24 protein-coding genes and 1 pseudogene are annotated in these 25,554 nt (G+C 63.3%); 12 read left to right on the top strand and 13 right to left on the bottom strand.

The window, feature by feature from the left end; translation table 11 throughout:
• Positions 1-75: 75 nt before the first annotated feature.
• Complete coding sequence (locus tag ACWGTO_RS18070) at positions 76-1,488, top strand: aminotransferase-like domain-containing protein (protein WP_454576163.1); 1,413 nt, start codon at positions 76-78, stop codon at positions 1,486-1,488.
• 40 nt (positions 1,489-1,528) lie between these two features.
• Here ACWGTO_RS18070 and ACWGTO_RS18065 read toward each other — a convergent pair whose 3' ends face one another.
• Entirely contained in the window at positions 1,529-1,693 is a 165-nt protein-coding gene (locus tag ACWGTO_RS18065) for a hypothetical protein (RefSeq protein ID WP_454576162.1), read from the bottom strand.
• A 192-nt stretch (positions 1,694-1,885) separates the two neighbouring features.
• Here ACWGTO_RS18065 and purL point away from each other — a divergent pair, with 192 nt between their 5' ends.
• From purL to ACWGTO_RS18050, 3 genes are all read left to right on the top strand, one after another.
• Positions 1,886-4,117: a phosphoribosylformylglycinamidine synthase subunit PurL gene (gene purL, locus ACWGTO_RS18060; RefSeq protein ID WP_454576161.1), complete on the top strand. Its 2,232-nt coding sequence runs from the start codon at positions 1,886-1,888 to the stop codon at positions 4,115-4,117.
• Entirely contained in the window at positions 4,114-4,638 is a 525-nt protein-coding gene (locus tag ACWGTO_RS18055) for a hypothetical protein (RefSeq protein ID WP_454576160.1), read from the top strand. Before purL ends, ACWGTO_RS18055 begins: the two co-directional genes overlap by 4 nt.
• A gap of 107 nt (positions 4,639-4,745) precedes the next feature.
• Complete coding sequence (locus ACWGTO_RS18050; RefSeq protein ID WP_010909092.1) at positions 4,746-4,979, top strand: BolA/IbaG family iron-sulfur metabolism protein; 234 nt, start codon at positions 4,746-4,748, stop codon at positions 4,977-4,979.
• A 12-nt stretch (positions 4,980-4,991) separates the two neighbouring features.
• Here ACWGTO_RS18050 and ACWGTO_RS18045 read toward each other — a convergent pair whose 3' ends face one another.
• Positions 4,992-5,825 (bottom strand): phosphodiester glycosidase family protein, encoded by an 834-nt coding sequence (locus tag ACWGTO_RS18045; protein WP_454576159.1) that lies wholly within the window; start codon positions 5,823-5,825, stop codon positions 4,992-4,994.
• 160 nt (positions 5,826-5,985) lie between these two features.
• On the opposite strand from ACWGTO_RS18045, the gene grxD reads away from it, so the two are divergent.
• Positions 5,986-6,321, top strand: a complete 336-nt coding sequence (gene grxD / locus ACWGTO_RS18040; RefSeq protein ID WP_112561431.1) for a Grx4 family monothiol glutaredoxin — start codon at positions 5,986-5,988, stop codon at positions 6,319-6,321.
• A gap of 115 nt (positions 6,322-6,436) precedes the next feature.
• Complete coding sequence (locus ACWGTO_RS18035; RefSeq protein WP_454576158.1) at positions 6,437-7,705, top strand: multidrug effflux MFS transporter; 1,269 nt, start codon at positions 6,437-6,439, stop codon at positions 7,703-7,705.
• Between the two features lie 55 nt (positions 7,706-7,760).
• Here ACWGTO_RS18035 and ACWGTO_RS18030 read toward each other — a convergent pair.
• From ACWGTO_RS18030 to rpsD, 3 genes and pseudogenes are all read right to left on the bottom strand, one after another.
• A pseudogene (locus ACWGTO_RS18030) lies at positions 7,761-8,588 on the bottom strand (inositol monophosphatase family protein).
• A complete protein-coding gene (gene ttcA, locus ACWGTO_RS18025; protein WP_454576157.1) occupies positions 8,578-9,471 on the bottom strand; it encodes a tRNA 2-thiocytidine(32) synthetase TtcA in 894 nt (297 codons plus the stop codon). Before ttcA ends, ACWGTO_RS18030 begins: the two are co-directional and overlap by 11 nt.
• A gap of 123 nt (positions 9,472-9,594) precedes the next feature.
• Positions 9,595-10,212, bottom strand: coding sequence for a 30S ribosomal protein S4 (gene rpsD, locus ACWGTO_RS18020; protein WP_013895883.1), 618 nt, complete (start codon positions 10,210-10,212; stop codon positions 9,595-9,597).
• Positions 10,213-10,594: 382 nt separating this feature from the next.
• Between rpsD and ACWGTO_RS18015 the strand changes: the two genes are divergently transcribed.
• The gene (locus ACWGTO_RS18015) at positions 10,595-10,804 is read left to right on the top strand and encodes a hypothetical protein (protein WP_454576156.1); all 210 of its coding nucleotides are present in this window, start codon (positions 10,595-10,597) and stop codon (positions 10,802-10,804) included.
• Positions 10,805-10,875: 71 nt separating this feature from the next.
• Here the strand turns inward: ACWGTO_RS18015 and ACWGTO_RS18010 are convergent, their stop codons facing one another.
• On the bottom strand, positions 10,876-11,064 hold the full coding sequence (locus ACWGTO_RS18010) for a DUF3008 family protein (RefSeq protein WP_454576155.1): 189 nt from the start codon (positions 11,062-11,064) through the stop codon (positions 10,876-10,878).
• Positions 11,065-11,224: 160 nt separating this feature from the next.
• Here ACWGTO_RS18010 and ACWGTO_RS18005 point away from each other — a divergent pair, with 160 nt between their 5' ends.
• Complete coding sequence (locus ACWGTO_RS18005; protein WP_454576154.1) at positions 11,225-12,607, top strand: RNB domain-containing ribonuclease; 1,383 nt, start codon at positions 11,225-11,227, stop codon at positions 12,605-12,607.
• A 98-nt stretch (positions 12,608-12,705) separates the two neighbouring features.
• Here the strand turns inward: ACWGTO_RS18005 and murI are convergent, their stop codons facing one another.
• From murI to ACWGTO_RS17990, 3 genes are all read right to left on the bottom strand, one after another.
• A complete protein-coding gene (gene murI, locus ACWGTO_RS18000) occupies positions 12,706-13,506 on the bottom strand; it encodes a glutamate racemase (RefSeq protein ID WP_454576153.1) in 801 nt (266 codons plus the stop codon).
• Between the two features lie 151 nt (positions 13,507-13,657).
• Positions 13,658-14,260 carry a hypothetical protein gene (locus ACWGTO_RS17995; RefSeq protein WP_454576152.1) on the bottom strand — a complete coding sequence of 201 codons (603 nt, stop codon included), beginning with the start codon at positions 14,258-14,260 and terminating at the stop codon, positions 13,658-13,660.
• 81 nt (positions 14,261-14,341) lie between these two features.
• On the bottom strand, positions 14,342-15,190 hold the full coding sequence (locus ACWGTO_RS17990) for an RNA methyltransferase (protein ID WP_454576151.1): 849 nt from the start codon (positions 15,188-15,190) through the stop codon (positions 14,342-14,344).
• Positions 15,191-15,411: 221 nt separating this feature from the next.
• On the opposite strand from ACWGTO_RS17990, the gene ACWGTO_RS17985 reads away from it, so the two are divergent.
• A complete protein-coding gene (locus tag ACWGTO_RS17985; protein WP_454576150.1) occupies positions 15,412-16,623 on the top strand; it encodes an NADP-dependent isocitrate dehydrogenase in 1,212 nt (403 codons plus the stop codon).
• Between the two features lie 59 nt (positions 16,624-16,682).
• Positions 16,683-17,309 (top strand): glutathione S-transferase family protein, encoded by a 627-nt coding sequence (locus ACWGTO_RS17980; RefSeq protein ID WP_454576149.1) that lies wholly within the window; start codon positions 16,683-16,685, stop codon positions 17,307-17,309.
• Between the two features lie 22 nt (positions 17,310-17,331).
• Here ACWGTO_RS17980 and ACWGTO_RS17975 read toward each other — a convergent pair whose 3' ends face one another.
• The 4 genes from ACWGTO_RS17975 to recA form a co-directional block, all read right to left on the bottom strand.
• Complete coding sequence (locus ACWGTO_RS17975; protein ID WP_454576148.1) at positions 17,332-17,811, bottom strand: DUF2269 family protein; 480 nt, start codon at positions 17,809-17,811, stop codon at positions 17,332-17,334.
• Positions 17,808-19,121, bottom strand: coding sequence for an SDR family oxidoreductase (locus tag ACWGTO_RS17970; RefSeq protein WP_454576147.1), 1,314 nt, complete (start codon positions 19,119-19,121; stop codon positions 17,808-17,810). Before ACWGTO_RS17970 ends, ACWGTO_RS17975 begins: the two co-directional genes overlap by 4 nt.
• Positions 19,122-19,131: 10 nt before the next feature.
• A complete protein-coding gene (gene alaS, locus ACWGTO_RS17965; RefSeq protein ID WP_454576146.1) occupies positions 19,132-21,798 on the bottom strand; it encodes an alanine--tRNA ligase in 2,667 nt (888 codons plus the stop codon).
• 271 nt (positions 21,799-22,069) lie between these two features.
• The gene (recA, locus tag ACWGTO_RS17960; protein WP_112561417.1) at positions 22,070-23,170 is read right to left on the bottom strand and encodes a recombinase RecA; all 1,101 of its coding nucleotides are present in this window, start codon (positions 23,168-23,170) and stop codon (positions 22,070-22,072) included.
• 284 nt (positions 23,171-23,454) lie between these two features.
• Here recA and ACWGTO_RS17955 point away from each other — a divergent pair, with 284 nt between their 5' ends.
• The gene (locus ACWGTO_RS17955) at positions 23,455-24,399 is read left to right on the top strand and encodes a carbohydrate kinase family protein (RefSeq protein WP_454576145.1); all 945 of its coding nucleotides are present in this window, start codon (positions 23,455-23,457) and stop codon (positions 24,397-24,399) included.
• Between the two features lie 70 nt (positions 24,400-24,469).
• The gene (locus tag ACWGTO_RS17950) at positions 24,470-25,387 is read left to right on the top strand and encodes a pseudouridine-5'-phosphate glycosidase (RefSeq protein WP_454576144.1); all 918 of its coding nucleotides are present in this window, start codon (positions 24,470-24,472) and stop codon (positions 25,385-25,387) included.
• Positions 25,388-25,554: the final 167 nt, after the last annotated feature.

Genomic DNA, 25,554 nt, shown 5'->3' with positions numbered 1-25,554 from the left:
GCAAATTGTACCCATTTCGGTACGGCGCTGATATGTATTGACACCTAATTCGGTGCAATATACAAAATTGTCACCATGACAAATTGGCTCCCCGACCTCACCACCGGTCCCGGCCCGCTCTATCAGCGCCTTGCCGACAGCATCGAGTCCGACATCGACAAGGGCGTCATCGACGCCGGGGCCAAACTGCCGCCGCAGCGCGATCTCGCCTATGACATCGGCACCACCGTCGGCACGATCGGCCGGGCCTACCAGTTGCTGCGCGAGCGCGGGCTGGTGAGCGGCGAGGTCGGGCGCGGAACCTATGTGCTGGCCCAGCAATCGAAAGCGGCGTCACCCGAATTCGCCGAGCCCGCCGTTCAAGGCACGCGCTATGTCGATGCGCCGCCTGGCAAACTGCGCTTCGACAGCACGGCCGCGCCCGATATCGGCCAGGGTGCCATTGTTGCCGACATGCTATTGCGCACGGTGCAGGACCATCCGCATGAGATTTCCAGCTACACCAGGGACTTCCCGGACCGCTGGTTCGAAGCCGGCGCCCGCTGGCTGTCGCGCAATTCGTACCGTCCTGCCGCAGAGACCATCGTTCCCACGCTCGGCACCCATGCCGCTGTGATGGCGGCGATCGCGGCGCTGACCACGCCGGGCGATTACGTCGCCTTCGAACACCTCACCTATTCGCAGATCGCCCGCAGCGCAGGGCTTATCGGGCGGCGCATTGCACTGGTGGCATCGGACAAGGGAGGTCTCGATCCCGAGGATTTCGAGCGCGTCTGCGCGCAAAAGCACCCGAAAATGATTTTCCTGATGCCGACGATGCAGAACCCGACGCTGGCGATCCTGTCGGTTTCGCGCCGCGAGGCGATCGCGCGCGTCGCGCGGGAGTACAATGTCATCCTCATCGAGGACGATCTTTATGGCGGGCTGACCTCGGACCCGACACCGCTCATCGCCGAATATGCGCCCGAGCGCACCATCGTTGCCGGCGGCCTGTCGAAGTCGGTCGCCGCCGGCGTTCGCGGCGGCTGGCTCTCCTGCCCGCCCGCCTATCGCCACCGCATCCGCGTCGCGCACAAGATGATGACCGGCGGCATGCCGTTCCTGCTGGCGGAAGTGAATGCGCGTCTGGTGCTGTCCGGACAGGCTGGCGATATCCGCCGGCGCAGCATCGCCGAAATTGCCGCCCGCATCGCCATCGTGCGCGAGACATTGGCCGGCTTCGCGTTCAAGTCACACGACAGCGTGCCCTTCGTCTGGCTGACCCTGCCCGATCCCTGGCTGTCCGGCACGTTCAGAAGTGCCTGCCTCGAAAACGGCGTGCTGCTCGACGACGAGGACGAATTCAAGGCCGGGCGCTCCGAGCAGGTTTTCCACGGCGTTCGTTTCGGCGTTTCGCAGCCCATGCGGCGCGAGGAGATCGCCAGCGGCATGGAGGTAATCCGTCGGCTGCTGGAGGAAGGTCGCGCCGGCTACGACAGGTCGTCCTGACCCATTGACGCTTAACGGGTTCTGGCGGCCCCGATCTCGGTCAGCCCTCCGCCTTGAAGTTTTTGGCTTCCTTCGCGCCCTTGTCCTTGCCGTGCTCCTCGGCCAGGTCCTTGGCCTGCTGCGGCGAAACGTCGGTGATCTCCGCAAGATGCATAGCTTCCTTGTCCGAGAGGCGATTGTCTTTCTTGCCTTGCTTGGTGGCCATGTCGAAATCTCCTGATTGGTTGCAGACCTAACGGCCGGGATGCCATAGCGTTCCGCGACCACTCTCTCGGTGCTATCGTCACCTTGTGGCTTTCCGGCGTTTTTCGTCGGAGGATGGGGTGTATCGCGGCAAAGCTTGCGATAAGAGGGGACTCAGAAAATCCCCCTCTCCCACGGATGCCAATCGCTGCCCATGACCATTTCCAATTCCGTGCCGATCACTCCCGAACTCATTGCAGCGCACGGGCTGAAGCCCGACGAATACCAGCGCATCCTCGATCTGGTCGGGCGCGAGCCGAGCTTCACCGAGCTCGGCATCTTCTCGGCAATGTGGAACGAGCACTGCTCCTACAAATCCTCCAAGAAATGGCTGCGCACGCTGCCCACCACCGGGCCGCAGGTCATCCAGGGCCCGGGCGAAAATGCCGGCGTGGTCGATATCGGCGATGGCGACTGCGTCGTCTTCAAAATGGAGAGCCACAACCACCCCTCCTACATCGAGCCCTATCAGGGTGCGGCAACCGGCGTCGGCGGCATATTGCGCGATGTCTTCACCATGGGCGCGCGGCCGATCGCGGCGATGAACGCGCTGCGCTTCGGCGCGCCAGACCATCCCAAGACCAGGCACCTCGTCTCCGGCGTCGTGTCCGGTGTCGGCGGCTATGGCAACGCCTTCGGCGTGCCGACGGTCGGCGGCGAGGTCAATTTCGACGCCCGCTACAATGGCAACATCCTGGTCAACGCCTTTGCCGCCGGTCTTGCCAAGACCGATGCGATCTTCCTGTCGGAAGCCAAGGGCGTCGGCCTGCCGGTCGTCTATCTCGGCGCCAAGACCGGCCGCGACGGTGTCGGCGGCGCCACCATGGCGTCAGCCGAGTTCGACGACAAGATCGACGAGAAGCGGCCGACCGTGCAGGTCGGCGATCCCTTCACCGAAAAATGCCTGTTGGAGGCTTGCCTTGAACTGATGGCCTCGGGCGCGGTCATCGCCATCCAGGACATGGGGGCGGCCGGCCTCACCTGCTCGGCGGTCGAGATGGGCGCCAAGGGTGACCTCGGCATCGAGCTTCACCTCGATCAGGTGCCGGTGCGCGAAGAGCGCATGAGCGCCTATGAGATGATGCTGTCGGAAAGCCAGGAGCGCATGCTGATGGTGCTGCGCCCCGAGAAGGAAAAGGAAGCCGAGGCGATCTTTCACAAATGGGGCCTCGACTTCGCCATCGTTGGCAAGACCACCGACGATCTGCGTTTCCGTGTCATCCACCGGGGCGACGAGGTCGCCAATCTGCCGATCAAGGACCTTGGCGACAAGGCGCCGGAATATGACCGACCCTGGGTCGAGCCGAAGAAGCCAGCGGCACTGGCGGCTGGCGATGCACCAAAGGCCGATGTCGCCGACGCGCTGCTGAAGCTGCTCGGCGGGCCGGATTTGTCGTCGCGCCGCTGGGTGTGGGAGCAGTATGACACGCTGATCCAGGGCAATTCGCTGCAGCTGCCGGGCGGCGACGCCGGCGTGGTGCGCGTCGAAGGCCATCCGACCAAGGCGCTCGCCTTCTCCTCCGACGTCACACCGCGCTATTGCGAGGCCGACCCCTATGAGGGCGGCAAGCAGGCGGTAGCCGAATGCTGGCGCAACCTGACCGCCACCGGCGCGCTGCCGCTGGCGGCGACCGACAACCTCAATTTCGGCAATCCGGAGCGGCCGGAAATCATGGGCCAGCTGGTTGGCGCGGTGAAAGGCATTGGCGATGCCTGCCGGGCGCTCGGCTTCCCGATCGTGTCGGGCAATGTCTCGCTCTACAATGAGACCAACGGCCAGGGCATCCTGCCGACGCCGACCATTGGCGGCGTCGGGCTGATCGCCGACTGGTCGAAGATGACGCGCATCGGCTTTGCCGCCGAGGGCCAGATGATCCTGCTGGTCGGCGCACCCGCGACCTGGGGCAGCCATCTCGGCCAGTCCGCCTATTTCAGGGACATTCATGGCCGTACCGACGGGCCGCCGCCCCCGGTGGACCTCGCGCATGAAAAGCGCGTCGGCGACCATGTGCGCGGGCTGATCGCATCGGGCGTGGTGACGGCCGCGCATGACCTTTCCGATGGCGGCCTGGCGATAGCGCTGGCCGAAATGGCGATGGCATCCGGCATCGGCGCCACCATTCCCGGTCTTGCCGGCACCGACCCGATCCCCGTATGGTTCGGCGAGGACCAGGGCCGCTACCTCCTGACGCTGTCGGTCGATCCGCAGAGCAAGGAATGGGACGCCATCCGCGAGGAGCAGAGCAAGCTCGGCATCTTCGCGCCATGGATCGGTTCGACCGGTGGAAGCGAGCTGAAACTGGGCGACGCCAGGGCGATACCGGTGAGCGAGCTCGTGAGCGCCCACGAAGGCTGGTTCCCGCGCTTCATGGATAAGGCCAGTTGACCCGACTGGCCGCCCGGACGCTGATTGCAGTCGTCTTCTGGCCGTCGCTGTTCTTCTTCTGGTTTCTCGGGCCGTTCGTCTTCTTCCTGCTGTCGACGACCTCGAGCGAGGTCTGTCCGCTGCTGGAAAGGCGTGAGCAGTTCCTTGAGGCGGCCAACGGCACGCTTCCGATGCTGGTCCTGCAGACCCTCATCTATGCGGTTCCGATCATCTGCCTGGTGCTTTGGATCCGGCTTTTGCCGGAGCCGGCGCGTGCAGGGAATGTCGTCACCTGCATCAAGCTTTTTGTTGTCGCAGTAATCATAGGGGCGCTGTGGGAATACGGCTCGTCGCTGGCCTGCGACGGCTATGGCCAGCCATTCTTTTCGCCACTATGGCAGATGACCAGCTATCTCCCCATCGTCGGCCTTGTGGTCAACATTCCGCTCTATGTCCTGACCTTCAGTCTTGGCCGGGGGTTCTCGACCCGCGACGACATCACCGAGGATGGTGTGGTCCACCCGCGGCAGGATGGCCCTTAGACACTGCGTCACCGACAGAACGGCTTCAACCCGAACCAGAAAGGCATTAGGCTTATCCCGAGTCACCCTCGTAAAAGCTGCCTAGCCGCCCAGAACAGGATTTTGCCATGGCAATGGATGCCCACGACATCGAAAAACTGATCAAGGACGGCATTCCGGACGCCAAAGTGACGATCCGCGACCTCGCCGGCGACGGCGATCACTATGCGGCCGAAGTGGTGGCCGAGAGCTTCCGGGGAAAGAGCCGCGTCCAGCAGCACCAGATGGTCTATGACGCGCTGAAGGGCAATATGGGCGGCGTGCTGCATGCACTGGCGCTGCAGACCAGCGTGCCGGACTGAAACCAGGCTGACCTACTGTGTCAGCGGCTGCCTGGCCGAAACGGACGTGATCGGCTTCACCGATACTGAAATGATCGGCCCTGCAGGATACTTGCCGCCTACAATCATTCTCATTCCATCCGACAATGCCGAGACCGCGCCGTCGAGGAACAACGCGTTGCGGCAGCCAAGTGCGTCGCGGAACAGCCGCGCGAAGCTGCCAAAACTCACGTCCGAACGCGAGATCGCCAGCACGACCGTGTTTTCGTCACGCACGCCGACGCCATTGCGGATGTAGCGGGAGCTACCATTGGTCTCAAAGCGTGGATGAAGCGCGCCATCGATCACCAGCATCGGACCGGACTGCGTGGCGAAAGCGACGTCAGGCCTGGCGGCGGCATAGGCGCTGCTCTCCATGACCGCGGCCTTTCCGTCCTTGCCCAGCAAGAAAATGCCGTTCGGCTTGAGGAAGAAGTTGCCTTCGGCACCGGCAAGGTTGAGCGGCGACTTTTCAATGCCGCTCTCGATCAGCAGGCCGACCGGCGACAAATCCTCATGATACATGCCGCCATTCATGGACAGCAGCACCGGCCTGCCCTCGCCGGCCATTGCTTTGTCGAAGGCCTCTAGCGAGCCAAACGGTTTGCCGTCGGCAGCGGCATGGAAAACACCGATGCTGTCGGCGCGAAGATCGATCTCGCAGACAACATAGGTCACCGCCTCGAAGGCGACATTCCGGCAAGGTGCCGGCAGGTCACCGCCAATGACCAAAGGCGGCGGCTCCGGGCGTTTTGGCCACCAGATGAAGGACGTCGCCACCACCAGGATGGCGATCAGAAAGGCGGCGCCATATCGTTTTTTCATCATGTCCCGGAGGCTGCAATCGGTACGGAGGCTTGGCCCAAATCAGGCGATCCTTTGCGCCATTTCCGCGGCAGCGGTGCAAACGTCTTGTTTCGGCCCATCTATGGGTTTATTTGATGGCTATGCTTCGAGCCTGACTCCCACAGGCGTGAAAGGATATTCCATGAGCGGCATCAACGACTACATCGACAGCGAAGTGAAGGGCAACGACGTCGTCCTTTTCATGAAGGGCACGCCCGGCTTTCCGCAGTGCGGGTTTTCCGGCCAGGTGGTGCAGATCCTCGATTACATCGGCGCCGACTATAAGGGCGTCGACGTGTTGACCTCGGCCGAACTGCGCCAGGGCATCAAGGAATATTCGAACTGGCCGACGATTCCGCAGCTCTACGTCAAGGGCGAATTCGTTGGCGGCTGCGACATCATCCGCGAAATGTTCCAGGCGGGCGAACTGCAGACGTTCCTCGTCGAAAAGGGCGTCAGCGTCAAAGCGACAGCCTGATTCTGGTTTGAGGCGGGGCAGCCCTGCCCCGACAAAATGCTACCTCCCCTATCGGGTGAGGACGAACCGATGCGCCGGCATGCCGGCGCATATTCGTTTTGAGATTGGACCCGCCGTGGACCAGCAGTCACAAGCGCCGCAACAGGCAAGCAAATTGCCTATTCCGCGCTGGGAATTCATTGCGCTGTGCGCGGCGCTGATGGCGCTGAACTCGCTCGCCATAGACATCATGCTGCCGGCGCTGCAACAGATCGGCGCCACGCTCGGCGTTGAGAATGAAAATCACCGCCAATATGTGATCACCGCCTACATCCTGGGCTTCGGCGGCGGACAGCTTTTCTTCGGCCCGATCTCGGACCGGTTCGGGCGCCGCGCGCCGCTGGTCGTCGGGCTGGCGATCTACGTCGTGGCGGCGGCGGCTGCCGCCATCGCCCCCTCATTCGCCATCCTGCTCCTGTGCCGGCTTGTGCAAGGCATCGGTGCGGCGGCCACGCGCGTCATCGCCGTGTCGATCGTGCGCGACACCTTCGACGGCCGGCGGATGGCCGAGGTGATGTCGCTAATCTTCATGGTGTTCATGGCCATCCCGGTGATTGCTCCGGGGATCGGCCAGTTCATCATGCTGTTCGCAAGCTGGCACTGGATCTTCGTCACCATGGCGGTCGGGGCGCTGATCGTGTCGGCCTGGTCGCTGCTGCGGCTGCCGGAAACGCTGCATTCGGAATATCGCCGGCCGTTGACAGTATCATCGGTCCTCGGCGGTTTCCGCATTGTGCTCACCAACCGCATCGCGCTTTGCTACGCCTTTGCCAGCACCTTCATTTTCGCCGCCATGTTCGGCTTCATTGCCTCGGCACAGCAGATCTATGTCGACATTTTTCATGTCGGCGAGTTGTTTCCGCTCATCTTCGCGGGTGTCGCAGGCGTTCTCGCTTTTTCGAATTACCTCAACTCCCGCCTGGTCGGCCGCATCGGCATGCGCCGCCTGTCACAGAGCGCACTGCTTTTGTTCCTGGTGATCAGCCTTGCCTGGCTCACCGTTTCGCTTGAAATGAAGATGCCGCTCTGGCTGTTCATCGCCTTCTTCGCCAGCGCGATGCTGCCATTCGGTGCGCTCGGCGCCAATTTCAACGCGCTCGCCATGGAGCCGCTCGGTCAACTGGCCGGCACGGCGTCGTCGATCCTGGGCTTCATGCAGACGTTTCTCGGCGGCATTCTCGGCACCCTGATCGGCCAGGCCTTCAACGGCACGGTGACGCCACTCGCCGCCGGTTTCTGCAGCGTCTCGGTCGCGGCACTGCTGATGATCCTGATCGCCGAGCGCGGCAAGATGTTCCAGCCGCACAACCCACCCATTTCAGGGCACGTCACCGACCTGCATTAATTTTGGTCTGGAGGCCGGAAGCCCGGCGGCTTAAACGCCAAGGCAGGAATTGGCCCTACTCAGCCCAGAGTTCCCGGCGCAATTCTTTCCAGCTTTCGCGGTCAGGCGCGACCAGGATGCCGCCGTCGATATGCGACGGCAGATAGGCGCTGCCGTCGATCCGCGCCGTGTGTCCGCCGGCCTCGGCATGGATCAGCACGCCGACCAGATGATCCCACGGCATCAGCTTGTTGTAGACGACGAAATGCGCATGGCCGTTGGCCAGCAGCCGGTATTCATGCGCCGCACAGCGATAGCCGAACTGCGACAGCGTCTTGGTCTGGTTGCGGGCGAGAAGCGAGCGTTGCGGCTCAGCCAGATATTGCCAGGAGACGGAGCCGGTCATCTGTGAGATCGGCACGGCGTCAGCGACATGCACCTTCTCCAGCGTGCCATGCGCGTGGCGGATATGGCTGCCCGCGCCCCTGGCGCCGATCAGCCAGTCCTTGCCCACGGGATCATGGATGATGCCGGCCACGGTCTCGCCCTTGACCACGACGCTGAGCATGACGCCGAACAGCGGCACACCGGAGGCGAAATTGAAGGTGCCGTCGACCGGGTCGACGACGAAGGCGAGGTCGGCATCGCCGAGCCCCTGGAGCAACGCCGGATTGTCGGAACAGGCTTCCTCGCCGACGATCATCGCCGTGGGATAGCGCTCCCGCAGCCGCGCAGTAATCAGCCGCTCGGCGTTGACGTCGGCCTAGGTCACCAGATCGGCGGCGGATGTCTTCTGGCGGACGTCACACTCGCCCAGTCGGCGAAAGCGCGGCATGATTTCAACTCTGGCGGCATCGGCAAGTAGCTCGGCCAGCCAGTCGATCGAGTGGTCGTCAAATGTCATCGGAAATGTCTTGTCCTGCGGTGAGGCTGCCATTGAGGGCGGCAAAGTCGAACAGTTTTCTGTCGAGCAGATGCGAAGGCCTGGTGTTGGACAGCGCGCGCAGCATCGTGTCCTTTCGGCCCGGCATACGCTTTTCCATATCGTCCAGCATCGCCTTCGTGGCGTTGCGCTGCAGGCCTTCCTGGCTGCCGCAAAGATCGCAGGGAATGATCGGGAATTTCATCGCACCGGCGAATTTTTCCAGATCCGCCTCGGCGCAATAGCTCAACGGCCTCAGCACCATGACGTCGCCGTCATCGTTGAGCAGTTTTGGCGGCATGGCGGCAAGGCGGCCGCCGTGGAACAGGTTCATGAAGAAGGTTTCGAGGATGTCTTCTCGGTGGTGGCCGAGCACCAGCGCCGAACAGCCCTCTTCGCGCGCGATGCGGTAGAGATGGCCGCGTCTGAGCCGCGAGCACAGCGAACAATAGGTGCTGCCCTGGGGCAGCTTGTCGGTGACCACCGAATAGGTGTCCTGGTACTCGATGCGATGGGCAATGCCGTGCGCGTCGAGATAATCCGGCAAGATGTGTTTCGGGAAATTCGGCTGGCCCTGGTCGAGATTGCAGGCCAGAAGGTCGACCGGCAGCAGCCCGCGCCATTTGAGATCGAGCAGCACGGCGAGCAGGCCGTAGGAATCCTTGCCGCCGGACAGCGCCACCAGCCAGCGGTCGCCGGGCCTGACCATGGCGAAATCCTCGATCGCCTGGCGGGTCAGCCGCAACAGCCGCTTGCGCAGCTTGTTGAACTCGACCGAGGACGGCACGTCGGCAAACAGCGCATGAAAGCCGCCTTCGGCATCGGCAACCGGTTCAAGCAGATCGGCGTGTGGCAGCATGTTCATGGCGCGTCGGCCCAAATGTCTGTTAGGCAGGAATTAGCGCATCGGCCGCAAATCGCAAAGCGCGCCGCCCAAGAAAAAGGCCGCCTCGAGGGGCGGCCTTGATGTCTGCGGCAGAGAAGCCGATCAGCGCGAATAGAATTCGACGACCAGGTTCGGTTCCATCTGCACGGCGAACGGAACGTCCGCCAAGCCGGGGATGCGCGAGAAGGTCGCGACCATCTTGTTGTGATCGGCTTCGATGTAGTCCGGTACGTCGCGTTCGGCGAGGCCGACCGATTCCAGAACGATGACCAGCTGCTTCGACTTTTCGCGCACTTCGACGACATCGCCCGGCTTGCAGCGGTACGAGCCGATGTTGACGCGCTTGCCGTTGACGTTGACGTGGCCGTGGTTGACGAACTGGCGGGCGGCGAAAATGGTCGGCACGAACTTGGCGCGGTAGACGACCGCATCCAGACGCGACTCGAGCAGGCCGATCAGGTTCTCCGAGGTGTCGCCCTTGCGACGGTCGGCCTCTTCGTAGACCTTGCGGAACTGCTTTTCCGAAACGTCGCCATAGTGACCCTTCAGCTTCTGCTTGGCGCGCAGCTGCAGGCCGAAGTCGGAAAGCTTGCCCTTGCGGCGCTGGCCGTGCTGGCCGGGGCCGTATTCACGCTTGTTGACCGGAGACTTCGGGCGGCCCCAGATGTTTTCGCCGAGACGGCGGTCGATCTTGTATTTCGCGGATTCGCGCTTGCTCATCGCATTCCCTTTCAAAACAAACCACCCGGAACCTCATGGTCCGGGTGAAGGAAACGCGCCCTCCTCTGGCCTCCGTTTTCGAGACCTGACAGGGTTTTCCACGCAATGCGATGGAAAACCCACGGGACACGTCATTTCAAAACAAGACCAAGGAAACGATAAACCTGATTTCCCGGGGCTTGCCATGCAAAAGAAACAACCGGGCATTGCGGCCCGGTGTTGGTGGGCTCGTTAAACGGAGATTTAACCGGTGTCAAGCTCGCCGCTGGCAGCGGTTGCGGCAACTGTATAGCATTTCTGACGTTAAGTGCGGTGCCGGATGTGGCGGGGTCGTTACCGACGGCATTAGGAAGGGACTGGAGCTAAAGGAGCCAGAAGTCGTATGAAAAAATTCTTCCTTTCGTTGGTAAGTGCAGCCGTCCTGGCAGGATCGATGTCGATTGCCGTCCCGGAGCCGGCGATGGCCAGGCATTGGCACGGCCACAAACACCATCAGGTCTGCCGCATCGTGGTGAAGAAGAAGGTCATCTGGCGGCACGGCCACAAGAAGGTCATCCGCTACAAGGTGAAGCGCTGCTGGTGGCGCTGGTAATTTCGGCTTCGGCCTGAAGTGAAGAGCCCGCGGTCTCGGCCGCGGGCTTTTGTTTTGGATTGGTTCCGGACTCAATCCGCCGGCTTCTTCTGGGGCAGGCCCTTGCGCTTGGTCTCGGCGAATTCCTCAAGCTGCTTTTCGCTCATCGATTCATACATTTCTCGTGCGGCGCCTATAAGTTCGCTTTTCCTGGTTTCGCCGCGTTTGGCCGAAAGCGCGGCGCCGGCGGCCTTTTGTTGCGCTTGTGATTTTGCAGGCATGTCGGTTCCTCCTTTGCTGCCAGAACAAGAAACGTTGCGCTCCGGCGAGGGTTCCAGCGCTGGCGGTCAACTCTCTCCGCGCTTCGTGTCTCCCCAAGGCCGGCTCGCCTGCCAGCAAATCGGCCTTCCCGTGTCCAGAACGCCAGTGTAGGACGGCGCGATGAAATCGTTGACCGATCCTTCGCAAGCACTCGCTACCGGCCTCGCAAAAATCCGTACCGAGTTCCATGTGCCGGAGGAATTTCCGCCTGATGTAATGGCCCTAGCGCAGACGGCGGCCAAGCGCGTGCCCAACCAGCATGCCGACCGGACGGCGATGCCTTTCGTGACACTCGATCCGGCGACTTCCACCGACCTTGATCAGGCGTTTTCGATCGAGGCGAGCGGCAGCGACCTTCTGTTGCACTATGCCATTGCCGACGTGGCCTGGTTCGTCGAGGACGGCGACGCGGTCGACCTCGAAGCCTGGGCGCGGGGCGAGACCCTGTATTTGCCGGACGGCAAGGCCGGGCTCTATCCCCGGGTGATTGCCGAGGGTGCCGCGAGTTTGTTGCCCAGCGGACCGCGTCCGGCTGTTGTCTTCACGGTCCGGATCGCTGCGGACGGCGCGGTAAGACTGGATGGCGCGGAGCGCGCAATCATTCAGAGTCGCGCCAAGCTCGCCTATGACAGCGTGCGAGCGTCAGACGTTCCCACAGGCTTCGCCGAAATTGCGCGGCGCATGGCAGCAAACGAAGAGCGTCGTGGCGCTTCCCGCGTCGACCCGCCCGAGCAGGAGGTGGAACAGCTTGCCGATGGCACATTCCAGCTTGCGTTCAGACCGCTGCTGCAATCCGAGCAGGACAACGCCGCGCTTTCGCTGGCCGCCAACATGGCGATTGCCGACGCCATGCTGGCCCACCGGACCGGGCTGTTCCGGGTGATGGCGCCGCCGGATGCTTCCAAGGTGCAAAGACTGCGCAACGCTGCACAGGCTCTCGGCCTGTCATGGCCGGCGTCGACCAGCCTGCGCGACTATCAGCGAACCCTCGATCCCAGCAACAGGCAACAGGCAGCGCTGATGCTGGAAATCCGCCGTGCCGGTTCCGGTGCGTCCTACCAACCCTATGAGGAAGGCGTTGTTCCGTGGCACGAGGCGATGGCCGCGACCTATGCCCATGCCACCGCGCCGCTGAGACGGCTGGCAGACCGCTATGTCGTGCGCTGCGCGCTGGCAATCGCCAACGGGCAGCCGGTGCCGCAGGCCGTTACCGATGCGTTCGCCAGACTGCCTAGGGTTATGGGGCGCGCGGATGCCCGCGCCTCACAGATCAACCACGCGGCCATCGACCTTGCAGAGGCAGTCATGCTGAAGGGACGCGAGGGTGAAATGTTCAAGGCCGTCGTCACCGACGTCGCCGACCAGCGTATGCGCGTTCAGCTCTCGGACATGCCTGTTGTTGCGAATGTAAAAGCCTCCGGGTCCGGACAAGGCGATGGCCTGACGCTAAGGCTGGTTTCGGCCGATCCGGAGCAACGCCGTATTGTCTTCGAACCGGCCTAGAGCAATTCCAGGAAAAGTGTGTAGCGGTTTTCCGTCCGGAATTGCGTAAGAACAAAGAGCTTGAGCGGGTCAGCGATTCCGTGAAACGCTGAACCGCTCTAGCGCGTGCTCAATCCAAAGCCCTGCATCAGCCGGCTGATGGCGAAATCGGCGTTTCCTGAGGTAAAGACAGCGATGTCGGGCTCGCTCTGCGGCAAAGGCCCGTCGACTGCCGGAAGCAGCGACATCGCACGCCGCGCAATCGCTTCGGCGGGATCGAGCCAATCCACCGGCCAGGGTGCGGTCTTGCGCATGCGGTTGGCCAGGAACGGATAGTGCGTGCAGGCGAGCACGACGATATCGGTGCGCAAATCGTTATGTTGAACGAAGCACGGTGCGATCTCGGCGCGCACCGCCTCCTCGTCGACAAAGCCCTCGCGCATATAGGCTTCGGCCAATCCGGCCAGATTGTTGCTGCCGACCAGGCGGACATGGCATTTCTGCGCCCATTTGCCGATCAGGTCGCGCGTATATTGCCGCTTCACCGTGCCCGGCGTCGCCAGCACCGAAACCAGCCCGGAGCGGGTGCGCTCGGCCGCCGGCTTGATCGCCGGGACGGTGCCGACAAAGGGATGGCCAGGAAACCTGTCGCGCAGCGCATCGATCACCAGCGTCGAGGCGGTGTTGCACGCGATGACCGAAATGGCTGGTGAAAACCGGTCCAGCAGCTTTGCGAAGAGATCGAGTATATGGGTCTGCAGGGCCGGCTCTCCCCAGGCGCCGTAGGGGAAAGCCGCATCGTCGGCGACATAGATGAAGCGCCGATCGGGCATCAGCACGCGCGCTTCACGCAGCACGGTCAACCCACCAACGCCGGAATCGAACATCAGGATCGGGCGGTGGCTTGATCGATCGCTCATTGATGTCGGACCATGGAAAGAGGCTGGAGATCAGAAGGGGCTGGCCGGTGATGTGGCCGATGCCGTTCTATCCGCAACGATCATGGTCTTGAAGTGGCGAATTCGGTCAAGTTTTGCGCAGCGCCCGCGAAGATCGCTTTTCGCGATTGCTCTACAGCCCGCGCTTGCCGAACCCCGCGGGCTTAGGCCGGCCCATCGGTTGGACAGATGGCACCGAGCGTGTGGCAGGTGCGGCGGCGCGCGCAGTGGATGGCGCAGCGCTGGTGGCCATCCGGCTGCTAGCCGACGGAACAGCGCCCTCGAAATCGAAAACCGATGTCAGCTCATCGATATTGCTGCCCGCCACCGGCTTTGCCACCAGGATCGTGCACCAAAGGCCAAAGATCGACAGCGCAAGCAGGTTGAGACCGCTGGACGTGTTTTCCGGGTTGTTGAAATCCATGACCAGCAATGTGCCTGCCTGCAGAAAAGCGTAGATGGCGCAGAACACGATGTAGGACCACAGAATCCAGGCCTTGCCATTGGCGTCGCGGCTGCGCCGCCAGGCAAAGTTGCCGCGCATGACCACAGCCAGGAGCGAAACGACGAGGACCGCGCCGGCCATCCCTTGCCGCGACGGACCAGGCGCGGAGTTGATGAAGCCTTCGAGACCCATCGTCCCCACAATGCATACCAGAGCCAACATGGCCTCGAGGAAGGCTAGGCCGAGGGAATAGAAGAAGAAGCGCATGCGGCCGATATTGGACGTGAACATTTGCCACTCCGCCGTTTTGACAACAATGGATGAGAAGCAAATAAAATTCGGTTACTTCAGCCGTTCGAAGCTTAGTGATTGCTAATCTTCTTTGTCTGCCAGGCGTTTTCGCGCGGCGGCCGGAAGCCGTCTCGGATCGTCTCCCGGCGAGCCGTCGCCGCGCGGCATGGCCGGCGAAAACCGGTCCAGCGACGAGATGATGCCGCGCAGCACCTTGAGTTCCGGCTCGGCGAAACCGGCGCGGGTCAAGACGGCGCGCAGATTGTCGACCATCTTCGGTTTCTTCGGCGCCGGGCGGAAATAGCCGCGCGCTTCGAGCGCGCCTTCGAGATAGGCAAACAGGCCGTGCAGCTCTTCCTTGCTTGCCGGCTTCATTTCGGGACTGGAGAAATTGGTCGCCGTCTCCTCCTCGAGGCCCGACTTCATCCATTCATAGGACATCAAAAGCACGGCCTGGGCGATGTTGAGCGACGAGAAGCCGGGGTCGACCGGAAAGGTGACGATCTCGTCGGCCAGTCCAACCTCGTCATTGTAGAGGCCGAAGCGCTCGCGCCCGAACAGGATCCCGGTGCGCTGGCCTTCTATCTGGCGCGCCCTGAGCGCCCTGCCCGCCTCGACCGGACCGCGCACGGCTTTGAAGCCGTCGCGCTCGCGCGCCGTGGTGGCGAAGACGAAATTGAGATCGGCGACCGCGGACGCCAGGTCGCCGAACACAGTGACGGCATCTATGACATGGTCGGCGCGGCTGGCTGCGGCGCGCGCCTTCTCGCTCGGCCAGCCGTCACGCGGATTGACGAGACGCAACTCGGACAGGCCGAAATTGGCCATGGCGCGCGCGACCATGCCGATATTCTCGCCGAGTTGCGGCTCGACCAGAATGATCGCTGGGCCAGCGGTGGGGGTGTTTTCAGGCGGCTTCGGGGCGGACATGATCTCAATGAACTGCTGTTTGCGGCATTTTCAGCGTTCCCTGCCACATCCGCCCGCCAAAATGAAGCGTTTGCAAAACAGCGGGTCCCCCACGCGACCTCATCTTTCGACGTGGATCGGCGTTTGCGCGGCCAAATAGGCTTTGATATACGCTCCGCATCCTCGGCCAAAAGCCATGCGGGCAAGGCCGTTCCGTTCCCCAAAAGCGAGGCATTCTTTCCATGGCGAAGATCAAGGTGGCGAACCCGGTCGTCGAACTCGACGGCGACGAGATGACCCGCATCATCTGGCAGTTCATCAAGGACAAGCTGATCCACCCTTATCTCGACCTCAAGCTCGAATATTACGATCTCGGCGTCGAGCACCGCGACGCCACCAACGACCAGGTGACCGTCGATTCGGCCAACGCCATCAAGAAATGGGGTGTCGGCGTGAAGTGCGCGACCATCACCCCCGACGAACAGCGCGTCGAGGAATTCAAGCTGAAGAAGATGTGGAAGTCGCCGAACGGCACCATCCGCAACATTTTGGGCGGCACCATCTTCCGCGAACCGATCATCATGAAGAACGTGCCGCGGCTGGTGCCGGGCTGGACCAAGCCGATCATCGTCGGCCGCCACGCCTTCGGCGATCAGTACCGCGCCACCGATTTCCGCTTCCCCGGCAAGGGCAAGCTGACCATCAAGTTCGTCGGCGAGGACGGCAAGGTGATCGAGCACGAGGTGTACGACGCGCCCGGAGCCGGCGTCGCCATGGCCATGTACAATCTCGACGAGTCGATCCGCGAATTCGCGCGTGCCTCGCTGAATTACGGCCTGCTGCGCAACTATCCGGTCTATCTCTCGACGAAGAACACCATTCTCAAAGCCTATGACGGCCGCTTCAAGGATATTTTCCAGGAGGTCTACGAGCAGGAGTTCGAGGCAGAGTTCAAGTCGAAGAAGCTGTGGTACGAGCACCGGCTGATCGACGACATGGTGGCCTCCGCTCTGAAATGGTCGGGCGGCTATGTCTGGGCCTGCAAGAACTATGACGGCGACGTCCAGTCCGACACGGTGGCGCAAGGTTTTGGTTCGCTCGGCCTGATGACCTCGGTGCTGATGACGCCGGACGGCAAGACCGTGGAAGCGGAAGCCGCGCACGGTACCGTCACCCGCCACTATCGCCAGCACCAGAAGGGCGAGGAAACCTCGACCAATTCGATCGCCTCTATCTTCGCCTGGACGCGTGGCCTCGCCCACCGCGCCAAGCTCGACGACAATGCCGAGCTGAAGCGCTTTGCCGACACGCTGGAGAAGGTCTGCATCCAGACCGTCGAGAGCGGCTTCATGACCAAGGACCTGTCGCTCCTGATCGGCCCCGACCAGCCCTGGCTGTCGACCACCGGTTTCCTCGACAAGATCGACGAGAACCTGCAGAAGGCGATGGCATAAGCCGATAACGAAGGCTCCGAAAGGAGCCTTCTTTTTGGGCAGAAACGAGGGGCTGATCAATGACCAGGCCGATCCTCTACGGCGCCGACTACAGCGTCTATGTCCGCATCGTCCGCCTGGCGCTGGCGGAAAAGGGTACCGACTACGAGCTTGTGCCGGTCGATATCTTCGCTGCAGATGGTAGTCCAGCCTGGTATCTGGAACATCACCCGTTTGGCCGCATCCCGGCCTTCGAGCATGACGGTTTTCGCCTGTTCGAAACCAGTGCAATCGCCCGCTATGTCGACGAGGCGTTCGACGGCCCGGCGCTGCAGCCGAAGGACCCGCGCGGCCGCGCGCGAATGAACCAGATCATCGGCATGCTCGACGCTTATGCCTATAGGTCGATGGTCTGGGATGTTGCCGTCGAGCGGCTGGAGAAGGAAGCGCCCGACGAGGCGCTCATCGCCGACGGACTGCGCCAGGCCGAAACAGTGCTCAGGGTGCTTGCCTCCCTCAAAGCGCCGGGGCCGTGGCTGCTCGGCGACCAGCTGACGTTGGCCGATCTGCATGCGGCATCCATCATCGCCTATTTCCTCAACGTTCCCGAAGGGCAGAATCTGCTCGCTGAATTTGCTGATATCCACGCCTGGTGGGACCGAATTGCTGCCAGAAAAGCCTTTGCCATGACTGAAAAGGCCGATTGAGCGGTGCCGCAAAGTCGATGGGCTAGAAGCCTATCTCGGGCTTTGTCGACATCAGCCACAGAATGGCAAGAACGGCGGCGAATGCCGGGACGCCGCACGCAAACCAGATGCGAAACAGGCGCTTTTCCTCAAGGGGCAGCGGTGTGTTGTCGATGACCGCCTGCCGCGCCAGGTTGCGGATGCGGATCTGAACCCAGACCACCGGTAGCCAGAACAGGCCGGTCATGACATAGAGCAGCAGGGACAGCACGATCCAGCCTTCGGAAAGCGGCCAGCCCACCGCCTGCGCCAGCAGCACGCCGGTGATGGGCTGCACGATGACGGCGGTCGCGGTGAAAATGGTGTCGGCGAAGACGACGGTGCCGGCGACATGGGCAACGAGTTCGGCACGGCCGGTGCGCTGCGCCATCAGCATGAAGAAGGCGATGCCGGCGCCGGTGCCGAACAGGACCGTGGCGCCGATGATATGCGCCCAGCGCAGGAGGTCGGCCCAGAGGTTCATCGCTCGTCCAAGATGGCCAACGCCACCAGGGCAAGGCAAAGCGCGGGTACCGCCTTGATGATAGCTCCCAGCGGATCGAGCCACAAATCGGGCGCAAGCGCGGTTGCTGCGCTGAGATAGGCCAAGGTGATGGCGATCATCCCCAGCAACGCAAGGCGCGCCAAGGACCGCACGAGAACAGCGGCGCCGACAATGATGTCGGCAACACTTCCGGCAAGAACCATTCCGAGCGCCAGCGTGGGCGACAGGCCATGCGAGACAAGAATGCCGGCAGCAGCATCCTGCCTGGCAAACCCGACAATGCCGGAGACCAGCCAGAACAGCGAGAGGCAGCCGAATACGACCGGTTTCAGCAGCCAGAGCCGCGCGAACCAGCGCTCCTGAACATGGGCGGGCATGGCGGCCAGCGTTGACTCCAGCGGATGCAGCGGATGATCGGAAATCTCGCTCCACGACCTGGCGTTGCCGGTCACGCCGCGCGCCAGCGCGGCCAGGGCCGCGCTGCGCAAAGGCGATCGCCAGCCGAGCAGGCCGAGGCCGTCGGCAACAACAGCCGCGAGCCGGCCGAGAAAGGCCGGCATCGGCACCAGGCGGGCCGGCGCCAGGCCGAGCCATGCGCGGAAGGTAACCAGCACGTCGGCCAGCGAGCGAGCCTCGGCTTCGACGAGATCGACGGACAGACGCGGCGGCAGCGATCCGGCAACCGCGCGCGACACGGCCTCGGCAACATCGGTGACTGCCACGGTCTGGATCGGCTGGCGCGCCATGACGGCAGGGACAAAACCGGGAAAGGCGGCAAGAGCGCGCACAAGTGCTGTCCCACCATAGGCGGCGGGCGCGATCACCAGCCCCGGGCGCAGGATTGTCCACTCCAGCGAAGAACCTGCGACGGCCTTGTCGCCTTGCGCCTTGGTGCTGAAGAAAACATCCGGCGAGGCGAGATCGGCGCCGATTGCCGAGATCTGTATGAAATGCCCGATACCGGCCTGTTCGCAGGCCGCGACAAGCGCCACGACCGCGCCTCGGTGGATGGCGTCGAGGCGGTCGCGCGGGCCGTCCTGCAGGGCGCCCGCCGCATTGACCACCGCATCCATGCCGGCAACCAGCGGCAGCCAGTCTTCAGCGGCAAGCAGCCGCGCCATGTCGGCCGCGACCCAGCGCACGGCTGGCCAGCGTCGCGCGGCCTCGCTGATATCGCGGCCGAGGCCGGTCACATCATGCCCGTCGCGAGCCAAGCGGCCGACGACGGCTTCGCCGATCAGTCCGTAGCCGCCGAGGACGAGCACCTTCTTGCGGGGACTATCGGGCATGGGGTGGCTTTCAGGCTGCCTCCAGCGCTGCCTTGACCGCGGCGATGGCATCATTCGCCTTCGAGGCATCCGGGCCGCCGGCTTGCGCCATGTCGGGCCGGCCGCCGCCGCCCTGCCCGCCGAGCGCTGCCGAAGCCACGCGCACCAGATCGACCGCGCTGAAGCGGCTAACGAGGTCGTCGGTGACAGCGACCACGACACTTGCCTTGTTGTCTTCGCCCGCGCCAACGAACACGACCACGCCGGAGCCGAGCGAGGTCTTGCCGGCATCGGCCAGCGGCTTCAGATCCTTCGGCGATACGCCGGAGACCGCCTTGCCGAGGAAGCCGACGCCGGCGACGGTTTCGTTGGCAGCCGGAGCATCGGCAGGCGACCCGCCGCCCAGCGCCAGTTTCTTGCGCGCTTCGCTCAGCTCCTTCTCGAGCTTCTTGCGCTCCTCGAGCAGCGTCTCGACACGCCCCGGCACGTCGGCAGGCGAAATCTTCAGCACTGCCGCCGTCGCCTTCAGGCGTCTGTCCTGCTCGTCGAGATACTTTCTGGCTGCTTCGCCGGTCAGCGCCTCGATGCGGCGCACGCCGGCGGCGACCGCGCTGTCGGAGACGACGCGGATAAGACCGATATCGCCGGTCGCGCGGACATGCGTGCCGCCGCAGAGCTCGACAGAATAGGGCCGATTGGCCTTGGCGCCGTGCACGCCGGTGCCCATCGACACGACGCGCACCTCGTCGCCGTATTTTTCGCCGAACAGCGCCATGGCGCCCTCGGCGATGGCATCGTCGACCGACATCAGCCGCGTCGTCACCGGGCTGTTCTGGACGACGATTTCGTTGGCCATGCGCTCGACCTCGTCGAGGTCTTCGGCCGAGATCGGCTTATTGTGCGAGATGTCGAAGCGCAGCCGCTCAGGCGCCACCAGCGAGCCCTTCTGCGCGACATGCGTGCCCAGCACCTCGCGCAGCGCCTCATGGATGAGATGCGTCGCCGAATGGTTGGCGCGCAACCTGGTGCGGCGTGCATGGTCGACCTTCAGTTCGACAGAAGCACCGGTCTTGACCGAGCCGCTCGCCACCTTGCCCAGATGCACGAACAGCCCGTCGGCCTTCTTCTGCGTGTCGGAGATTTCGATCGAAAAACCTTCGCCTGAGATCACGCCGGTGTCGCCCATCTGGCCGCCGGACTCGCCATAGAACGGCGTCTGGTTGACGACGACCGCCACTGCATCGCCCTTGCCGGCGCTGTCGACAGTCTTGCCGTCCTTGACCAGCGCCTGGATGAGGCCTTCCGCAGCTTCAGTTTCGTAGCCGAGAAATTCGGTGGCGCCGGTCTGTTCGCGCACGGAAAACCACACCGTTTCGGTGGCGGCCTCGCCGGACCCGGTCCAATGCTTGCGCGCCTCGGCCTTCTGCTGCTCCATCGCATGGGTGAAGCCGGCAAGATCGACCGAGATGCTGCGCTGGCGCAGCGCGTCCTGCGTCAAATCGAGCGGGAAGCCGTAAGTGTCGTAGAGCTTGAAGGCGGTCTCGCCATCCAGCATGTCGCCGGCATGCAGCGTCTCGGTCGCCTCGGAGAGCAAACCGAGGCCGCGCACCAGCGTCTTGCGGAAGCGCGTCTCCTCGAGCTTCAGCGTCTCGGTGATCAGCTGTTCGCCGCGCAGCAGTTCGGGATAGGCCTGGCCCATCTCGCGCACCAGCGCCGTCACCAGCTTCCACATCAGCGGCTCCTTGGCGCCCAGCAGCTGAGCATGGCGCATGGCGCGGCGCATGATGCGGCGCAGCACGTAGCCGCGGCCTTCGTTCGACGGCAACACGCCATCGGCCACCAGGAAGGATGACGAGCGCAGGTGATCGGCAATGACGCGGTAGGACGCCACCGTCTCCTTGTCAGGCCCCTGCCCGAGCGCGGACGACGCCGCATCGATCAGATGGCGGAACAGATCGGTCTCAAAAACGCTCTCTACCCCTTGCAGGATGGAGGCCATACGCTCCAGGCCCATGCCCGTGTCGATCGACGGCCGCGGCAGGTCGATGCGCTCTTCCTTGGTGACCTGCTCATACTGCATGAACACCAGGTTCCAGAATTCGAGGAACCGATCGCCATCTTCCTCCGGGCTGCCGGGAGGGCCTCCCCAGATGTGCTCGCCGCGGTCGATGAATATCTCCGAGCACGGTCCGCACGGGCCGGTGTCGCCCATCGCCCAGAAATTGTCCGAGGTCGGGATGCGGATGATGCGGTCATCGGAGAAGCCGGCGATCTTCTTCCAGAAGCCGGCCGCCTCGTCATCGGTGTGATAGACGGTGACCAGGAGCTTGTCCTTGTTCAGCCCGAACTCCTTGGTGATCAGGTTCCAGGCCAACTCGATGGCGCGCTCCTTGAAATAGTCGCCGAAGGAGAAGTTGCCGAGCATCTCGAAGAAGGTCAGGTGGCGCGCGGTGTAGCCGACATTGTCGAGGTCGTTGTGCTTGCCGCCGGCGCGCACGCTCTTCTGCGCGGTGGTGGCGCGCGAATAGGGCCGCTTCTCGAGACCGGTGAAGACATTCTTGAACTGCACCATGCCGGCATTGGTGAACATCAGCGTCGGGTCGTTGCGCGGCACCAGCGGGCTCGAGGCCACGACCTCGTGGCCCTCCTTGCGGAAATAGTCGAGGAATGTCGACCGGATCTCGTTCACGCCACTCATGACTGCTGCCTTTTCGCGAAAACCGCCGGCACGGCCGGCGGAAACTGGTCTCTGCTTTTAGAAGATCGACTTGGCCTTTTAGCGGGCAGGCTTCACCCTGTCCAGAAACTCGGAATTGGGCCAATCCGGCAGCTGCCAGGCTGCCTTCACGCTTGCCCAAAAACGAAAACCGCCGGCTCGAAGGCCGGCGGTCTGGAACGCAAAACTAAGAACTCGGTTACATAAGCATCAGATAATAGACTGGATTTATGGCCGAACTCTGACCATTGCCCTACATGGCGCCGGATTCTTCCTCGAAGCCGTCGTCTTCGCCGCGCTCAGGGCCGCCATTTTCGAGGAATTTCTCGGCGATCAGCCCGGCATTCTGCCTGAGCGCCAGTTCGATCTCGCGCGCCGTGTCAGGATTGTCGCGCAGGAACAGTTTGGCGTTCTCGCGGCCCTGACCGAGGCGCTGCGAATTGTAGGAGAACCACGCGCCTGACTTCTCGACCACGCCGGCCTTGACGCCGAGATCGACCAGCTCGCCGGTCTTGGAGACGCCCTCGCCATACATGATGTCGAACTCGACCACTTTGAAGGGCGGCGCCAGCTTGTTCTTGACCACCTTGACGCGGGTCTGGTTGCCGACGACCTCGTCGCGGTCCTTGACCGAGCCGATGCGCCGGATGTCGAGGCGGACCGAAGCATAGAATTTCAGCGCGTTGCCGCCCGTCGTGGTTTCCGGCGACCCGAACATGACGCCGATCTTCATGCGGATCTGGTTGATGAAGATGACCATGGTGTTGGAGCGCGAGATCGAGGCGGTCAGCTTACGCAGCGCCTGGCTCATCAGACGCGCCTGCAGGCCGGGCAGCGAATCGCCCATTTCGCCCTCGATTTCAGCGCGCGGCGTCAGCGCTGCGACCGAATCGACCACCAGCACGTCGATGGCGCCGGAACGCACCAGCGTGTCGCAGATCTCCAGCGCCTGCTCGCCGGTGTCGGGCTGCGAGATCAGCAGGTTTTCGAGATCGACGCCGAGCTTGCGGGCATAGACCGGGTCGAGCGCGTGCTCGGCATCGACGAAGGCGCAGATGCCGCCCTTCTTCTGGGCTTCGGCCACCGTGTGCAGCGCCAGTGTCGTCTTGCCCGAGCTTTCCGGCCCGTAGATCTCGACGATGCGGCCGCGCGGCAGGCCGCCGACGCCAAGCGCGATGTCGAGGCCAAGCGATCCGGTCGGCACGGTTTCGATTTCGACGACCTGCTCATTGGCACCCAGCCGCATGATCGAGCCCTTGCCGAAGGCGCGCTCGATTTGCGACAGCGCCGCGTCCAGAGCCTTTGATTTGTCCACCGCTTTGTCCTCTACAAGCCGCAAAGAATTCTGAGCCATGATACATCACCCCTTGGTCGTCAATGAAGGCCGGACAATCCGTAATCCCTGCCCCAGTTTGTACCTTTTTTGTTCTCGTTTGGCAAGAGGGGTCAAATATCTGAAAAACAATCTTTATCCGGATTTGTTCTTTTTTTGTCTAACGCTTTCGTTTCCGGATGTATCCCGCATTGGGCCAGACGTTCCAGCCGTTTGGCTCCGCCCGAATCGCCGGCTTGCCTGCGAAGCTCCGCCGCACAGCCTAGCGCTTGTGCGGCTCGAATAACAAAGGTCATATCGCCGGCATGGTGAAATCTGCAAAAATCCTCGCCGTCGGCGGCGCCCATATCGACCGGCGCGGCCAGGTGTCCGGCCCTTACGTGCCCGCCGCCTCCAACCCCGGCACAATGCGCGAAGATGTCGGCGGCGGCGTCTTCAACGCGCTGCGCAGCCTCGTTCGGCGCGGCGTCTCGGCCTCGCTTTTGTCGGTGCGCGGCGGCGATGCCTCGGCCGAGACGGTGTCGCGCGCCATCATTGAGGCCGGCATTGCCGACCTGTCGGCGGTGTTCCTCGACCGCACCACGCCAAGCTACACCGCGCTGATCGACCGCGAAGGCGAGCTGATCACCGGCTTTGCCGATATGGCGCTCTACGATTTGGCCTTCCCCAAACAGATCCGCCGCTCCAAGGTGCGCGAGGTGGTTGCCGAGGCCGATGCGGTGCTGTGCGACGCCAATCTGCCGTCCTCGGCACTTGAGCGGCTGGTGGGGCTCGCCGCCGGCAAGCCGGTCTATGCCATCGCTATCTCGCCGGCCAAGGTGGTGCGGCTGATACCCGTGCTGAATGCGCTCGCGCAGGTCTTCATGAACCGGCGCGAGGCCGTGGTGCTGGCCGGCGTCAATGCGAATGCGACGGAGCGCGAAATCGTCGACGGTTTGCGCTGCAGCGGCCTCAGGAGTGGCGTGGTGACGGCAGGCGATGGCCCGGTGCTGGGCTTCGACGAAGCCGGCGCCTTCTCGATCCTGCCGCCGACGCCGAGAAAGGTTGCCGACGTCACCGGCGCCGGCGATGCACTGGCCGGTGCTTGCATCGCTGCCCTGCTGCGCGGTCTAGCCTTGCGGCAGGCCCTGCGCGAGGGCGTGGCCGCGGCAACGCTCGCCATCGAAAGTGCGGATGCCGTGCCGGCCTTTACCACCGCGACCTTTGCCGAGGCGCTGGCCCTTGTGCCCGACGCGCGGGAAATGGCATGAGGGCGGCCAATTGCCATCGCCGGAACGCGACGTCCAAGAGGACGCGCGGCTATCCGGATCGGAGACCGTCATGACCCCGCAAAGCGCCCGCCCCTTCATCGACATCCACCCGCCGGTGGCCGAAGCGCTCGCCGCCGGCCGCCCCGTGGTGGCCCTGGAAAGCACCATCATCACCCATGGAATGCCCTATCCCGACAACGGCGCCATGGCCGCCAATGTCGAAAAGATCATCAGCGACGGCGGTGCGGTGCCGGCGACGATCGCCGTGGTCGCCGGGCGCATCAAGATCGGGCTGTCCGACGGCGAGCGCGAGTCACTGGCGATGACCGGCGACGCGATGAAGCTGTCGCGCGCCGATCTCGGCTTTGCGGTTGCTGAGGGACGCACCGGCGGCACCACGGTCGCCGCCACCATGATCGCAGCCGATATGGTCGGGATCAAAGTGTTCGCCACCGGCGGCATTGGCGGCGTGCACAAGGGTGCGGAAAAGAGCTTCGACATCTCGGCCGATCTCGATGAGCTGGCGCGCACGCCGGTCATCGTCGTCTCGGCCGGCGCCAAGGCGATCCTCGACATCGAAAAGACGCTGGAAGTGCTGGAAACGCGCGGCGTGCCGGTGATCGGCCATGGCTGCGAAACGATGCCCGCCTTCTGGTCGCGCCAATCGCGCTTCCGCGCCCCGCTGACCCTGCACAAGCCGGAAGAGATCGCGCATTTCTACAAAACGCGGCAGGCGCTGGGCCTGGGCGGCGGCATGCTGATCGCCAACCCGGTGCCGCAGGATGACGAAATCCCGGCCAGCGAGATGGCCGGTTATATCGATGCCGCGCAGAGGGCGGCCGAGGTGCAGAATGTGACGGGCAAGGCGGTGACGCCGTTCCTGTTGGGAAAAATCCTCGAACTGACCGGCGGCCGGAGCCTCAAGACCAACATTGCGCTGGTCGAGAACAATGCGCGGCTGGCGGCGAGGATCGCGAGGGCATTGTAGAGAAGGAAGCCAAGCCTCGTTGGCGGTGCAAGGCTAAGCGCGACTGCCGCGTTCCGTCACACCCCCCTCTGTCCTGCCGGACATCTCCCCCGCAAGGGGGGAGATCGAGCTGTCATTTTCGCTTTCGCCAATCTTCAACGTTGAAGGAGAAGCGCCGGCACTGAAGC

The organism is Mesorhizobium sp. PL10, assembly GCF_053714315.1.
This window is presented reverse-complemented; position numbering and strand designations above follow the sequence as displayed.

Excerpts from the sequence above, each read along its gene's own strand:
- ACWGTO_RS18070 (WP_454576163.1), top strand. The coding sequence starts at position 76 with ATGACAAATTGGCTCCCCGACCTCACCACCGGTCCCGGCCCGCTCTAT.
- ACWGTO_RS18065 (WP_454576162.1), bottom strand. The coding sequence starts at position 1,693 with ATGGCCACCAAGCAAGGCAAGAAAGACAATCGCCTCTCGGACAAGGAA.
- purL (WP_454576161.1), top strand. The coding sequence starts at position 1,886 with ATGACCATTTCCAATTCCGTGCCGATCACTCCCGAACTCATTGCAGCG.
- ACWGTO_RS18050 (WP_010909092.1), top strand. The coding sequence starts at position 4,746 with ATGGCAATGGATGCCCACGACATCGAAAAACTGATCAAGGACGGCATT.
- ACWGTO_RS18045 (WP_454576159.1), bottom strand. The coding sequence starts at position 5,825 with ATGATGAAAAAACGATATGGCGCCGCCTTTCTGATCGCCATCCTGGTG.
- grxD (WP_112561431.1), top strand. The coding sequence starts at position 5,986 with ATGAGCGGCATCAACGACTACATCGACAGCGAAGTGAAGGGCAACGAC.
- ttcA (WP_454576157.1), bottom strand. The coding sequence starts at position 9,471 with ATGAACATGCTGCCACACGCCGATCTGCTTGAACCGGTTGCCGATGCC.
- rpsD (WP_013895883.1), bottom strand. The coding sequence starts at position 10,212 with ATGAGCAAGCGCGAATCCGCGAAATACAAGATCGACCGCCGTCTCGGC.
- ACWGTO_RS18015 (WP_454576156.1), top strand. The coding sequence starts at position 10,595 with ATGAAAAAATTCTTCCTTTCGTTGGTAAGTGCAGCCGTCCTGGCAGGA.
- ACWGTO_RS18010 (WP_454576155.1), bottom strand. The coding sequence starts at position 11,064 with ATGCCTGCAAAATCACAAGCGCAACAAAAGGCCGCCGGCGCCGCGCTT.
- ACWGTO_RS18005 (WP_454576154.1), top strand. The coding sequence starts at position 11,225 with ATGAAATCGTTGACCGATCCTTCGCAAGCACTCGCTACCGGCCTCGCA.
- murI (WP_454576153.1), bottom strand. The coding sequence starts at position 13,506 with ATGAGCGATCGATCAAGCCACCGCCCGATCCTGATGTTCGATTCCGGC.
- ACWGTO_RS17995 (WP_454576152.1), bottom strand. The coding sequence starts at position 14,260 with ATGTTCACGTCCAATATCGGCCGCATGCGCTTCTTCTTCTATTCCCTC.
- ACWGTO_RS17990 (WP_454576151.1), bottom strand. The coding sequence starts at position 15,190 with ATGTCCGCCCCGAAGCCGCCTGAAAACACCCCCACCGCTGGCCCAGCG.
- ACWGTO_RS17985 (WP_454576150.1), top strand. The coding sequence starts at position 15,412 with ATGGCGAAGATCAAGGTGGCGAACCCGGTCGTCGAACTCGACGGCGAC.
- ACWGTO_RS17980 (WP_454576149.1), top strand. The coding sequence starts at position 16,683 with ATGACCAGGCCGATCCTCTACGGCGCCGACTACAGCGTCTATGTCCGC.
- ACWGTO_RS17975 (WP_454576148.1), bottom strand. The coding sequence starts at position 17,811 with ATGAACCTCTGGGCCGACCTCCTGCGCTGGGCGCATATCATCGGCGCC.
- ACWGTO_RS17970 (WP_454576147.1), bottom strand. The coding sequence starts at position 19,121 with ATGCCCGATAGTCCCCGCAAGAAGGTGCTCGTCCTCGGCGGCTACGGA.
- alaS (WP_454576146.1), bottom strand. The coding sequence starts at position 21,798 with ATGAGTGGCGTGAACGAGATCCGGTCGACATTCCTCGACTATTTCCGC.
- recA (WP_112561417.1), bottom strand. The coding sequence starts at position 23,170 with ATGGCTCAGAATTCTTTGCGGCTTGTAGAGGACAAAGCGGTGGACAAA.
- ACWGTO_RS17955 (WP_454576145.1), top strand. The coding sequence starts at position 23,455 with ATGGTGAAATCTGCAAAAATCCTCGCCGTCGGCGGCGCCCATATCGAC.
- ACWGTO_RS17950 (WP_454576144.1), top strand. The coding sequence starts at position 24,470 with ATGACCCCGCAAAGCGCCCGCCCCTTCATCGACATCCACCCGCCGGTG.